Genomic DNA, 12,329 nt, shown 5'->3' with positions numbered 1-12,329 from the left:
CCCAAAATATTTCACTTTACACTTGTTTCTTGTAAAATCTATTTAAACAGTTCCAATTAATACTCTCTCAAATATTTATGATAGGGATTATAACTCGTATAAGCCAATGGTATAACCTAGCATTATTATTAAGTTCGCCATAAGTTATAATAAGTTATACTTCTATTACAACAACAATTAAAATGATTAAAATAATATAATAAAACACAAGGGATTTAACATGAAAAAAATAGTAATAAGCACAATCGCAGCAGTAGCCTTAGCTACAAGTTCAATCGCATCAGACTTCAGCTTTGGAGATATGTTCAAAGATATGAAAGATGGTATTACATCTGTATCTAAAGATGCTGCAGCTTCTCAACAAGCTACAGTAACAGGAACAGTGGAAGTTTCTAAAAGTGGTGAAAGAACTACAACTGCAGTAAGTAAAGATTCTAAAGATACTGGTGTTAAATTATCAGACGATCTTAAAACTGTTGAAGTAGCTACTGTTAAAAGTACTGAAATTACAACAGCTGGTGTTTCTAAAGATTTAAGAGATTCAACTATTGAAATCGCTGAAGATACTAAAGATACTGCATCTAACACAAGTAGAGATCTTAAAGATAGCTCAACTATGGGTACTAAAGACATGAAAGACGGAATGATTTCATCTTCAAACAACATGAATAACTCTGTTAACACTATGAATACTCAAATCAATGATGCAACTAAAGCAGTTTCTGCTAATGCTAACAATTCACTTAACACTGTATCTAACGATGGTAGAGATTCTGTAAGTAATGTTTCTAAAGATATGAATTCAACAATGAATACTGCATCAATTGAAGCAGGTAAATCTGTAAACACTATTTCTTCAAATATGAATGATTCAACTAAGTCAATTTCGAAAGACATTAGTTCAGCTTCAAACACTGCAACTACAAATGCTAGTAACTCTGTAAATACTATCTCTAACGATATTAGTAAATCAGTAGATACTGCAACTAAATAGTCTAAACTCTGTATTTATTCACATCACACTTTAAGTGTGGTGTTCCCCTTCTTTATTCTTACCCCAAAATATTTCACTTTACACTTGTTTCTTGTAAAATCTATTTCATTAAATTATACTAAAGTATTTTCAAAGTAACTTATCTTGGTATTTCAAGCCCTAAAACCCCGATACATAACTTTAGATTATCATTAAGTTAGTTATAAGTTATACTTTGTTATACTTTTACATACAACAATTAAAATAAACGATTTAAAAAAATATAAAACACAGGAATTTAAAATGAAAACAATAGTAATAAGCACAATAGCAGCAATCGCGTTAACTACAAGTTTATCAGCAGACTTCAGCTTTGGAGATATGTTCAAAGATATGAAAGATGGTATTACATCTGTATCTAAAGATGCTGCAGCTTCTCAACAAGCTACAGTAACAGGAACAGTGGAAGTTTCTAAAAGTGGTGAAAGAACTACAACTGCAGTAAGTAAAGATTCTAAAGATACTGGTGTTAAATTATCAGACGATCTTAAAACTGTTGAAGTAGCTACTGTTAAAAGTACTGAAATTACAACAGCTGGTGTTTCTAAAGATTTAAGAGATTCAACTATTGAAATCGCTGAAGATACTAAAGATACTGCATCTAACACAAGTAGAGATCTTAAAGATAGCTCAACTATGGGTACTAAAGACATGAAAGACGGAATGATTTCATCTTCAAACAACATGAATAACTCTGTTAACACTATGAATACTCAAATCAATGATGCAACTAAAGCAGTTTCTGCTAATGCTAACAATTCACTTAACACTGTATCTAACGATGGTAGAGATTCTGTAAGTAATGTTTCTAAAGATGCTACTTCAGCAGCAAATACAGCTTCAACTGAAGCAGGTAAATCTGTAAACACTATTTCTTCAAATATGAATGATTCAACTAAGTCAATTTCGAAAGACATTAGTTCAGCTTCAAACACTGCAACTACAAATGCTAGTAACTCTGTAAATACTATCTCTAACGATATTAGTAAATCAGTAGATACTGCAACTAATAAATACTAAGAAATAGCCTAGAGTTCAAGATTCTATTCACACCACACATCACGTGTGGTGTCCCCTATTCTTTCTTCTCTACTGCCTCCTAAAATTATAAGGCATATAGACTTAGATATCTTGTATTAAAATGCTGTTAAGCCTACTTAAGTATACTTGGTAAATTATATAATTTCATTACACTAGGAAATAAAGCATGTCAAAAGTATTAAACACTGTAAAATGTTCTGCTAATCTTATCGTTATCTCAACAATTCCAGCACTCTTTTTCGCAGCCATTGTACTTGGTTACTTAGGATTACTCCCTATAAATGTGCCAATCTCTTCAGTCGTTATCATAGGTATAATATTTTTCATATTCTTACTATTTTCAAAGCATAATGCAAACTTTAGCATCTGTAAGATGCGCGGATATAAATTCTTAATGGAAGATGAATTAAAACAAAATTTAGAGAATAATACACTTGTTTTAAATAGAGAGAAAAAATCTATTTTAAATATCGATAAATTCCTAGAAAATTATTACTCAGATGTAAGAAATGACAACTTTGTAGCTGTTGCATCTTCAATCTTTCCCATGCTTGGTATTTTAGGTACTTTCCTAGCTATTGCAATTTCAATGCCTAACTTCTCAGTTACCGACTCAGAAGCTCTTGATAAAGAGATTACAATTTTACTAAGTGGTGTTGGATCAGCATTTTATGCTTCAATCTATGGAATTCTTCTCTCTCTCGTATGGACATACTTTGAAAAAAGTGGTCTTAGTAAGGTAGATAAATACTTCGCGCTTGTTAAATCATCGTTCAGTACTTATATTTGGAGCGAAGATGAACTAAAAATTTTCAAATATACTCAATATGGTGTTAAAGACAATAAATTTATTGAAGCTCTCAAAGAAACATTTAACCTTGAGTTTGTTCAAACACTTAATGAGCAACACTTAACAAATATGAAAGAGATCATGAATGAAAGCAATCAAAACTTTACAAATATAGCAAATCACTTAAAAGTTGCATCAACTAACTTAACTGCAACACTAAAAGCTATGGATACCGATCAAAATGCTCTTGAGGCAAGAAATCAAATAGAAAAACACCTTAAAGACTTTACCCATGCAACAAAAGAATTTGAGAAAAACTCTAAAATATTTAATGCACAACTTACAATTTCACTTGATAAAACTTTCGAGAAGATCGATACAGAGGTAGGAGATATTGTCGTCAAACTTGCTGACTTTGCTACGCATGTTAGTTTACAAAGCGAAGAAGTACAAAACTCTATTCAGTCATATCATAGAATGGTTACAAATCAAGCAAGAGTAAAATAGTATGTTTAAGAAAAAATCCTCTGCTGATAGCGATACTAATTTTTGGATATCCTATGCAGACCTTATGGCTGGCCTACTCTTTATCTTTATCCTTTTAATTGGTGCCATTATTGTTAAGTCCATTGTCTTAAAAAACTCTCTTGACTCAACAGCAAACTCACTTGACTCTAAAATAAACATGCTTTTTATGAGAGACAGTGAGATTCAAAAACTAAAAAAACTTTTAGCTGATAGAATGAAAGATCTTAGTGATTCAGACGCTGCCCTCATGATTACAAAAGATGCCCTCAAGCTTAAAACAGATGAAATAGTAAATCTAAATAATATACTTTTGGCTCATAATATGAAAATAGATGACTTTAATAATAAAATCATCATTATGCAAAATCTTTTAGATGAAAGTAAGGCGATAGATAGTGAGCAAAATAAAATACTTCAAGACTTTGAGAGTAAAGTACTGATACTCTCAAATAAACTTACAGATAAATCCGATTCATTAAAATTAAGTGATGAAAAACTTATTGACTTACTGAGAGTCTTAGAAGAAAAAGAAACTGATTATGATAAACTTGTTGCAAATCTAAAAGCGCAAAAAGCACAAATTAAAAGCCTTACCGGTATACGTATTAAAGTTATTGCAGAACTCAAATCAGCTCTGGGTAAGAAAGTTAAAATAGATCCGAGTAATGGTTCACTACAACTTGATTCAAGTATTCTTTTTGGAAAAAACGAGGTAAAACTTAAAGAATCATCAAAAATAGCACTTAAAAAACTCTATATAGAGTACATGACAGCTTTAATCTCTAATGTAAATATTAAAGAGCAAATTGATCGCGTTATTATTGAAGGTCATACAGACAGTGATGGAGGTTACCTTCTTAATCTTACTATCTCTCAACAAAGAGCATTTGCTGTTATGAGCTATTTAGCGGAACTGAACTACACTAAGCGAAATAACTTAAAACCACTTCTAGAAGCAAGTGGACGTTCATACACAGATAGAATCATGGTAAATGGGCGTGAAGATAAAGATGCATCAAGAAGAATTGCAATTAAATTTACCCTTAAAAATGATGATGCAATGAATGAGATAGAGAGAATTCTAGACCATGAATAACTTCGAGGCAAAGGCACTTAAAGAAGCTTCTCACTATCTAGAAGATAAGCTAAACCTTTTTAAAAAAGGTGGTGCACAACCTAGTAAGAAAAATGTTTACAAATTAGATGAAAAAAAAGAGAGTATGTTTAATAAATTCGTTGGGTCAATTTTTAGTAAGTAACTTTATCTTACTGTAGAGTTATTAAACAACCGTCAGCTTGCTTTTTAATCTTGTATCTATAATATCCATCCAATTCAATTACAACTCTGTAATATCCATCATGATTACCAATTCTAATCTTTGTAAATACTGAATTTTCAATCTCTTGTTTATATGTTTTTAAACTAGATTCTTTTTTGAAATCAAGAACTATTCTATGCGGTTGTCCTAATAAAAAATTTCTTATAAGTTTATCACTAGATATAATTTTAAGTGTATTTTTGGATGTAAAAAAGCTAAGCTCTTTAATTGAAGCTACTTTTTTATACCTTTGTACAGATTTAGCCACAACTTTCTTATTTACTTCAGAAGGCTTAATGGACTGCTCTGAGTAATTCTGAGATATAAACAAAGGTAAATGCCAATCAATGCTATGGTTTAACTCTATCATCTTATTCTCAATCGATGCATCTAAGTTTTCATACTCTACTGTAACTTTTTTTATAACTCTTGCATGAGAAGGAAGCGTTAAGCTTGCTCTTATTAACTTTGGTAAAGAAGTGTTTTTATTTGATGTATAAGGGAGGTCTTTTTCTCCTGCTGATGGGAAAAAAGGATTTTCACGAGCTTCTAAATTAAGTAATAAAAAACATGTACTAAGAAATACTTTTGTCACTCCCACCCCTTTTTTATTTGAAAGTATTATATCATTTTTATTGAGCAGAAATCTCTTTAAGTTCGAAGTATTCACGTTGGAGTCCAGCATTCTCTTCTTTGAGTCTATACACTTCATCTTCAAGATATATTTGATATTCTTGAAGACCTAAAAGTATCTCAACAGAATTTGTACCATAAAGAATAATGCCTAAGTAGATACCAAAGACCAATACTATCAAAAGAAGAACTAAGAATTTTGTTACAGATAAACCAAGGTACTCTTGAGTAATACCTCCCTTACTATTTATATCTTCAAAGAGTTCTTCTTCCATAGTTTCACTTAGTTAAATAGTGCTGCGCCTAAATATTCACCGTAGACAACTTCGTTTTCAATTTCTAAAAGACGATTGTATTTAGCCGTTCTTTCTCCACGAGCAGTTGAACCAGTTTTGATTTGACCACAGTTAAGCGCTACAGCAAAATCAGCGATAAAAGCATCTTCACTTTCGCCAGAACGATGGCTCATAACACATGTATAACCGTTTCTTTGTGCAAGACGAACAGTAAGCATAGTTTCACTTACAGAACCAATTTGGTTTGGCTTAATAAGGATAGAGTTAGCAATACCTTCGTTGATACCTCTTGCTAAAATATTAGCATTTGTAACAAAAAGGTCATCCCCAACAATTTGGATTTTATTACCAAGCTTCTCAGTCATTAGTTTAAATCCATCCCAGTCATCTTCATTAAGCCCATCTTCTATGGAAACAATAGGATACTTAGAACATAAATCTACATAATAATCTACCAACTCTGCAGAAGTAATAGTACGATTTTCAGACTCTAGTCTGTAACCACCATCAACAATTATTTCAGAAGCAGCTACGTCTAAAGCGATTCCTATTTGTGTACCTGGCTTATATCCAGCTTTTTCAATAGCTTCCATAATAATTTGAATAGGTTCTTCATTCGAAGATAAATCTGGTGCAAAACCACCTTCATCACCTAAGGCAGTGTTATGCTTTTTAGCTTTTAAAATACCTTTAAGAGTATGATAAACTTCAGCAGATGCACGAAGACCTTCTGCAAAATCCTCAAAACCTACAGGAACAATCATATATTCTTGAAAATCAACTGAATTATCAGCATGAGAACCACCATTAATGATGTTCAACATTGGGGTAGGAATCGTCATAGCATTTGCTCCACCAAGGTAACGGTAAAGAGGCATGCCAAGACTTTTCGCAGCAGCACGAGCAACAGCCATAGAAACACCAAGAACTGCATTAGCCCCTAAATTTCCATAGTTATCAGTACCATCAATCTCTTTCATTGTAGCATCTATAGTTGCTTGATTAAATGGGGAAAGACCTAGAAGAGCATCTGAAATTTCATTATTCACATGTCCAACTGCTTTTAAAACACCCTTTCCCATGTAGCGATCACCACCATCACGAAGTTCTAATGCTTCACGTTTACCAGTACTTGCACCTGAGGGTACGATAGCACTCTCAATTGTTCCATCACTTAACTCCACTGTAGCTTTTACTGTTGGATTTCCACGAGAATCCATTACTTCAATTGCACTTACGCTATCTATAAACATTCATTTTCTCCGAATTTATATATTAATTGTACTTATTTTATCTAAATTTGGTTAAAACTTTGTTTATTATGTAGATGCTTTTTATGATATTAAAGGAAAAATTAAAGGTAGTTTTTAAACGTGAGGGTTAGATTCTATTTGTATAAGAATCTAACTTAAGTATAAAGTAGTTTTAAACGTCAGCATCAGCAACTTCAGCTGCTTCCATAATCATTACATTGCTAATTCCCATCGCCACTTTAATTTTTTCTTCTATCTCTTTTGCTAATTCTGGTTCTTCTTTGAACTTGGCTTTAACATTTTCACGACCTTGACCTAGTTTTGCATCACCGTATGCGAACCAAGCACCTGCTTTATCAACTATATCAAGCTTCACCCCATAGTCAACCAGCTCGCCCTCTTTAGATATCCCTTCACCGAACATTATATCAAATTCAGCTTGACGGAATGGTGGTGCTACTTTGTTTTTAATAACTTTCGCTTTTACACGGTTACCAATCTGACTTTCACCTTGTTTTAATGAAGCTATACGACGTACGTCAATACGAACAGATGCGTAAAACTTTAATGCATTACCACCTGTAGTAGTCTCTGGTGAACCATAACCCATCATACCAATCTTCATACGAATTTGATTGATAAAAATAACTGTACAATTCATTTTAGATATAACACCCGTAAGTTTACGAAGTGCCTTAGACATTAAACGAGCCTGAACACCTACATTTTGATCAGACATTTCACCTTCAATTTCTGACTTTGGAGTAAGTGCAGCAACGGAATCAATAACAATTAAGTCAATTGCTCCACTTCTGGCAATAGTCTCAACAATATCAAGAGCTTGTTCCCCATAATCAGGTTGTGAAACTAAAAGATTTTCAACATCTACACCAAGGTTTTTTGCATATACGACATCAAGTGCATGTTCTGCATCAATAAATGCACATACACCTCCCTCTTTTTGACACTCTGCTGTTATTTGTAGTGCTAAAGTAGTTTTACCGGAACTCTCAGGTCCGTAAATCTCTACAACACGCCCTTGAGGAATACCACCTATTCCTAGTGCTAAATCAAGTCCGATAGAGCCTGTGCTAATTGACTTAATAGGTTCTATATCTTTATCTCCAAGACGCATCAAGGCACCTTTACCAAAAGCTTTGTCTATTTGCTTCATCGCTAAGTCTAATGATTTTTGTTTATTTGCGTCCATCTTGGGCTCACTTGTATTAAATTTTGAACATTATATGTCATTTTGAATGTAAAATTAAAAAGTATGACAAATTGACATATTAATTAAAATATTCTTTTTTACTACGTGGATTCTATCTTTATTTTCTTAAATTACTGTATTATATATTATTAAATAAAACGGATGTAACTATGAAAAATTTTAAGCTTTTAACAGTGCTGATCTTACTTGCTCTACTCTTCTCAGGATTTAGTTTTGGAAACTTTGGAGATAATGACAACGAGAGACGTTCAGATAGAATCGCAGAAGGTAAAAGTGCATTAAGACTTTTATTCAAAACGGAGCCCCAAGCTAAAAAAGAAGTTGCAGATGCTTATGGCTTTGCAACGTTTAAAAACTATGGTATGAGCATGATGATGATGTCAGCTGATGGTGGTAGAGGTCTTGCTTATGATAGAAAAAACGATAAAATCACTTATATGAACATGGCTTCCGGCGGTATGGGAATGGGGCTTGGAGCGAAAGAATACTTCTCTGTTTTTATATTTAAGAATGCAAAAGTTTATAATGATTTTATTGAAGAGGGATGGGAAGCAAATACCGAAATAGATGCTTCATTAAAAACAAAAGATGATGGTGAAGCTACCAATGAATCTCACACTGTACGTAAAGGCATTAAGCTTTATAAAGTTACAAAAAATGGTGCAATCATGCAAGTAAGTTTACATGGCACTAAATACTGGAAATGTAAAGACCTTAACTAAAAATTGGATAATTATTTGAAAAAAACACTTATAGCTCACTCACCAGACGCCGATGATATCTTTATGTACTATGCCATTAAATTTGGCTGGGTTGGAATGGACGGAGTTAGTTTTGACAATATTGCTAAAGATATTCAGACACTCAATGAAGATGCATTGAATGGTGTTTATGACATTGTCGCAATTAGCTTTGCTTTATATCCTCATATAAAAGAAGATTACGCACCACTTAGAACTGCTGTAAGCTTTGGTGAAGGCTATGGACCAAAAGTTATCAAGAAAAAAGGTCTCAAGCTTAAAAGAAATTTTAAAGTAGCTCTGAGTGGTGAACATACTACGAACGCTATGCTATTTCGAATAAAATTTCCAGATGCTCGTATAACATACATGAATTTTCTAGAGATTGAACAGGCAGTACTTGATGGTAAAGTAGATGCCGGTGTTTTAATCCACGAATCTATCTTAACGTATGATAGCGAACTTGAAGTAGAGATTGAAATGTGGGATATATGGCAAGAACTTGCGGGTAAAGATTTACCGCTCCCTCTTGGAGGTATGGCAATTCGTCGTTCACTTCCATTAAATAAAGCTATAGACTACGAAGCTACACTTACAAAAGCTGTTCAAGTCGCACGAGATCATAAAGACAGACTCTCTGCAATGTTAATAGAGAGAGACCTGGTTAGGATTAATGCAGCTACCTTAGATAAATACCTTGAACTTTATGCAAATGACGAGTCAATTTCTTTGAGTGATATCCAATACCAAGCAATAGATAAACTCTTCGAGCTTGGATATAAGCATGGTTTTTATGATGTACAAGTAAGTGTTCAAGATTATCTCATACCAACAGAGTATACTGAGCTAAGGAAAGGCTAAATGGAAGCAAAACTTGTAGCACTCGGTGTTGAAACTTTTAAAATGGCCTTGCTACTTGCCCTTCCAGGACTTCTTACTGGTATGTTTTTAGGACTTGCTGTTTCTATCTTTCAAGCAACTACACAAATCAATGAAATGACACTTTCTTTCATCCCTAAAATCTTAGGTGTTGTAATTGTAATTGTTCTTACTATGCCTTGGATGCTTAACTCTATGGTTGATTTTTCTACAAATATTTTTAATATGATCCCTAACTTTGTAGAGTAATGACTACAAAAACTATAAACTTTTCAAAATATTCTTCTATTAAAATTGGTGAAGAAATTGAAGTTTCAATTCTTGAGAGTCCTTCTGACTTTAGCAACAAGTATTACTTACTTGGCTCATGTAACAATACACTTATAGGTACACAGCCACCACCTCTTATGGTACTCTCCAAAAAATATAACTATATCAATATCGAAAATGGTGTACTCAAAATTGGTGGAGCTACACCTTCAGGTAAAGTTGCTTCTTTTTGTAAAAAAAATGACATTGCCAACTTTGAATTAGTTTCTCATCTTCCGGGGACTATAGGTGGTTTAGTCTATATGAATGCTGGACTTAAAGAGTATGAAATATTTAATTATCTACTCAATGTTACAACAATTCACAGAGTGCTTCAAAAAGAAGAGATTGATTTTGGATACAGATATACAAATATTTCTTCACCAATTTTAGAAGTAAGTTTTGAATTGCATAAGGGCTTTAAGAAAGAAAAAGTAGAGATGTTTAAAAAAATGCGTTCGAACCAACCATCAACCCCAAGTGCAGGATCTTGTTTCAAAAATCCTCCAGGAGATTATGCGGGGAGACTGATAGAAGCCGTTGGGCTCAAAGGAAAAAGAGTTGGTGCCATAGAGTTTAGTCAAGTACACGCAAATTTCTTAGTAAATCATGGAGCTGGAACATTTGATGATGCTATGCATCTTATAAAAGAGGTTCAGGAGCGTGTATTAGAAAAATTTGATATACACCTTGAGCGTGAGATAATTATTTTAGATAAACGATATATGAGTGACTCATTAGTCGACTAAATCGCAATGTACATAAGGTAAAATGTACGCCACTCATAAAGTTTAGAAACGAATCATAGCACCTATATAGATACCAGAAAATTCTAAGTTAGCTTTTCCATCTAGCTCAGCTTCATCTATATCGTATTTTTGGACTCTATATCCTACTTCAATAGCCGGCTCAATAACAGGCATAATACTTAAAGTATAATCTAATTTCACACGAGCATCATACACTGTAGTAGAACTGTATTTTATAAACTTTGCATCAGCTTCTAAAGCTAAGTCTGTTGATGGAATTTCTACTCTTACTCTCGTATAGATCAATGGAATTAGCAGCATCGATGAATCATTATATGAAGATACAAAAGCAGGAAGAGATCCAAGAGCAACTTTATCCGCGCTGTAATCTACATCTATAACTTTAATATCTAAACCTAAGTCAAAGGTTATCCATCCCGTATTATCAAGTATGTTATAGTAGGGAATAATATCATACTGCTTAAGATTTAATTCTGTATTAGAATCAAGTGCAATAAAATTTTCAAATTGACCATTAGCCACACCTTTTGTTTGCACACTCGAATATTCTAATCTAATATTTGGTAAGATAGGGACAGGATGCTTTATATACGCCCAAATATAAGGATTTATTGTCTTTTTCCCAGTTGAGATATCATTTGCTGTTGCAGCAAATCCAGTATAAGAGACTTTTCCACTGGGTGTACTCGAGTATGCTCCGGCACCCATTTCCATTTTCAGAAAATCTGCTGTCATTGTTGTACTCACTAAAGCTATAAGTATTATAGTATTTTTGATTATTTTCATATGCTACTCCATTATTATATTTTATGTAATGGAATTGTATCTAATTATTTTTAAAAATGTAGGACTTTTATCTAGAGCCTAAGCTCTAAACAAAAAGGGGGAAAATAAGAATTTATCTTAATGTAAATCTAGCTGATTTACTTACTTAACTGCAGCGATTGCAGCGTCGTAGTTAGGTTCTTCAGTAATTTCTGGAACAATTTCTTTATATGTAACAACACCTTCTTCGTTTACTACGAAGATTGCACGACACGTAACACCAGCAAGAACAGAACTACCTAAAAGTACTCCATAAGCGTTAGCGAAATCTTTGTTTCTGAAATCTGAAGTAACAGTTAAATCATTGATACCTTCAGCTGAACAGAATCTACCTGATGCAAATGGTAAGTCAAGAGAAACAATAGTTGCCTCAACACCAGTTAAAGAAGAAGCTTCTCTATTGAAGTTACGAGTTTCTGTAGCACATACACCAGTATCTAATGAAGGAACAACAATGATAAGTTGTTTTTTACCGCTAGCTCCACCAACTGTAACATCCCCTAAACCATCAGAGTTTACAACAGTAATCGCTGGTGCTTTATCTCCTACGTTTACTTCATTTCCTATTAATTCTACGTCTGTACCTTTAAATTTTGTAGTTGCCATTTTGGCTCCTTAATTTTATTTTTGAAAGTATATAGAAATCGGGTAAATATACTCTTACTAAGGAAGAAGTTGTTTT

Annotated in this window: 15 protein-coding genes; 9 read left to right on the top strand and 6 right to left on the bottom strand. The window is 33.1% G+C overall.

From position 1 onward, the window contains the following. Positions 1-220 precede the first annotated feature (220 nt). The 5 genes from ACI9TV_RS04370 to ACI9TV_RS04350 all read left to right on the top strand — a co-directional run bounded on the left by ACI9TV_RS04370 (position 221) and on the right by ACI9TV_RS04350 (position 4,651). Positions 221-994, top strand: coding sequence for a hypothetical protein (locus ACI9TV_RS04370; RefSeq protein WP_415249540.1), 774 nt, complete (start codon positions 221-223; stop codon positions 992-994). 282 nt (positions 995-1,276) lie between these two features. Continuing rightward, positions 1,277-2,053, top strand: a complete 777-nt coding sequence (locus ACI9TV_RS04365) for a hypothetical protein (RefSeq protein ID WP_415249539.1) — start codon at positions 1,277-1,279, stop codon at positions 2,051-2,053. 187 nt (positions 2,054-2,240) lie between these two features. Continuing rightward, entirely contained in the window at positions 2,241-3,371 is a 1,131-nt protein-coding gene (locus ACI9TV_RS04360) for a MotA/TolQ/ExbB proton channel family protein (RefSeq protein WP_415249538.1), read from the top strand. Between the two features lies 1 nt (position 3,372). Further along, on the top strand, positions 3,373-4,488 hold the full coding sequence (locus tag ACI9TV_RS04355) for an OmpA family protein (protein ID WP_415249537.1): 1,116 nt from the start codon (positions 3,373-3,375) through the stop codon (positions 4,486-4,488). Then, complete coding sequence (locus ACI9TV_RS04350; protein WP_415249536.1) at positions 4,481-4,651, top strand: hypothetical protein; 171 nt, start codon at positions 4,481-4,483, stop codon at positions 4,649-4,651. Before ACI9TV_RS04355 ends, ACI9TV_RS04350 begins: the two co-directional genes overlap by 8 nt. Before the next feature lie 7 nt (positions 4,652-4,658). Here ACI9TV_RS04350 and ACI9TV_RS04345 read toward each other — a convergent pair whose 3' ends face one another. The 4 genes from ACI9TV_RS04345 to recA form a co-directional block, all read right to left on the bottom strand. Continuing rightward, positions 4,659-5,306, bottom strand: a complete 648-nt coding sequence (locus tag ACI9TV_RS04345; protein WP_415249535.1) for an AMIN domain-containing protein — start codon at positions 5,304-5,306, stop codon at positions 4,659-4,661. 37 nt (positions 5,307-5,343) lie between these two features. Further along, complete coding sequence (locus ACI9TV_RS04340; RefSeq protein WP_415249534.1) at positions 5,344-5,619, bottom strand: hypothetical protein; 276 nt, start codon at positions 5,617-5,619, stop codon at positions 5,344-5,346. An 8-nt stretch (positions 5,620-5,627) separates the two neighbouring features. Continuing rightward, positions 5,628-6,893 carry a phosphopyruvate hydratase gene (gene eno / locus ACI9TV_RS04335; RefSeq protein ID WP_415249533.1) on the bottom strand — a complete coding sequence of 422 codons (1,266 nt, stop codon included), beginning with the start codon at positions 6,891-6,893 and terminating at the stop codon, positions 5,628-5,630. Positions 6,894-7,065: 172 nt separating this feature from the next. After that, positions 7,066-8,103, bottom strand: a complete 1,038-nt coding sequence (recA, locus tag ACI9TV_RS04330) for a recombinase RecA (RefSeq protein WP_415249532.1) — start codon at positions 8,101-8,103, stop codon at positions 7,066-7,068. Positions 8,104-8,273: 170 nt separating this feature from the next. Here recA and ACI9TV_RS04325 point away from each other — a divergent pair, with 170 nt between their 5' ends. From ACI9TV_RS04325 to ACI9TV_RS04310, 4 genes are read left to right on the top strand one after another with little or no spacing between them, the layout of a single operon-like run. After that, positions 8,274-8,846 carry a hypothetical protein gene (locus ACI9TV_RS04325; protein WP_415249531.1) on the top strand — a complete coding sequence of 191 codons (573 nt, stop codon included), beginning with the start codon at positions 8,274-8,276 and terminating at the stop codon, positions 8,844-8,846. Between the two features lie 15 nt (positions 8,847-8,861). Continuing rightward, positions 8,862-9,725: a menaquinone biosynthesis family protein gene (locus ACI9TV_RS04320; RefSeq protein WP_415249530.1), complete on the top strand. Its 864-nt coding sequence runs from the start codon at positions 8,862-8,864 to the stop codon at positions 9,723-9,725. Beyond that, entirely contained in the window at positions 9,726-9,992 is a 267-nt protein-coding gene (fliQ, locus tag ACI9TV_RS04315; protein WP_415249529.1) for a flagellar biosynthesis protein FliQ, read from the top strand. Next, the gene (locus ACI9TV_RS04310; RefSeq protein ID WP_415249528.1) at positions 9,992-10,801 is read left to right on the top strand and encodes a UDP-N-acetylmuramate dehydrogenase; all 810 of its coding nucleotides are present in this window, start codon (positions 9,992-9,994) and stop codon (positions 10,799-10,801) included. The genes fliQ and ACI9TV_RS04310 overlap by 1 nt, the downstream gene beginning before the upstream one ends. Positions 10,802-10,843: 42 nt before the next feature. On the opposite strand, the gene ACI9TV_RS04305 is transcribed toward ACI9TV_RS04310, so the two are convergent. After that, positions 10,844-11,608 (bottom strand): TIGR04219 family outer membrane beta-barrel protein, encoded by a 765-nt coding sequence (locus tag ACI9TV_RS04305; protein ID WP_415249527.1) that lies wholly within the window; start codon positions 11,606-11,608, stop codon positions 10,844-10,846. Between the two features lie 141 nt (positions 11,609-11,749). Then, positions 11,750-12,253, bottom strand: a complete 504-nt coding sequence (gene tpx, locus ACI9TV_RS04300) for a thiol peroxidase (RefSeq protein WP_415249526.1) — start codon at positions 12,251-12,253, stop codon at positions 11,750-11,752. Positions 12,254-12,329 lie beyond the last annotated feature (76 nt).

Origin of the sequence: Sulfurimonas sp., assembly GCF_047622445.1 — a bacterium.
Taxonomy (GTDB): domain Bacteria; phylum Campylobacterota; class Campylobacteria; order Campylobacterales; family Sulfurimonadaceae; genus Sulfurimonas.
The sequence above is the reverse complement of the archived record's forward strand: the minus strand, read 5'-3'. Positions and strand labels throughout refer to the sequence as shown.

Excerpts from the sequence above, each read along its gene's own strand:
- ACI9TV_RS04365 (WP_415249539.1), top strand. The coding sequence starts at position 1,277 with ATGAAAACAATAGTAATAAGCACAATAGCAGCAATCGCGTTAACTACA.
- ACI9TV_RS04340 (WP_415249534.1), bottom strand. The coding sequence starts at position 5,619 with ATGGAAGAAGAACTCTTTGAAGATATAAATAGTAAGGGAGGTATTACT.
- ACI9TV_RS04305 (WP_415249527.1), bottom strand. The coding sequence starts at position 11,608 with ATGAAAATAATCAAAAATACTATAATACTTATAGCTTTAGTGAGTACA.
- ACI9TV_RS04370 (WP_415249540.1), top strand. The coding sequence starts at position 221 with ATGAAAAAAATAGTAATAAGCACAATCGCAGCAGTAGCCTTAGCTACA.
- eno (WP_415249533.1), bottom strand. The coding sequence starts at position 6,893 with ATGTTTATAGATAGCGTAAGTGCAATTGAAGTAATGGATTCTCGTGGA.
- ACI9TV_RS04360 (WP_415249538.1), top strand. The coding sequence starts at position 2,241 with ATGTCAAAAGTATTAAACACTGTAAAATGTTCTGCTAATCTTATCGTT.
- fliQ (WP_415249529.1), top strand. The coding sequence starts at position 9,726 with ATGGAAGCAAAACTTGTAGCACTCGGTGTTGAAACTTTTAAAATGGCC.
- ACI9TV_RS04355 (WP_415249537.1), top strand. The coding sequence starts at position 3,373 with ATGTTTAAGAAAAAATCCTCTGCTGATAGCGATACTAATTTTTGGATA.
- ACI9TV_RS04350 (WP_415249536.1), top strand. The coding sequence starts at position 4,481 with ATGAATAACTTCGAGGCAAAGGCACTTAAAGAAGCTTCTCACTATCTA.
- tpx (WP_415249526.1), bottom strand. The coding sequence starts at position 12,253 with ATGGCAACTACAAAATTTAAAGGTACAGACGTAGAATTAATAGGAAAT.
- ACI9TV_RS04325 (WP_415249531.1), top strand. The coding sequence starts at position 8,274 with ATGAAAAATTTTAAGCTTTTAACAGTGCTGATCTTACTTGCTCTACTC.
- ACI9TV_RS04310 (WP_415249528.1), top strand. The coding sequence starts at position 9,992 with ATGACTACAAAAACTATAAACTTTTCAAAATATTCTTCTATTAAAATT.
- recA (WP_415249532.1), bottom strand. The coding sequence starts at position 8,103 with ATGGACGCAAATAAACAAAAATCATTAGACTTAGCGATGAAGCAAATA.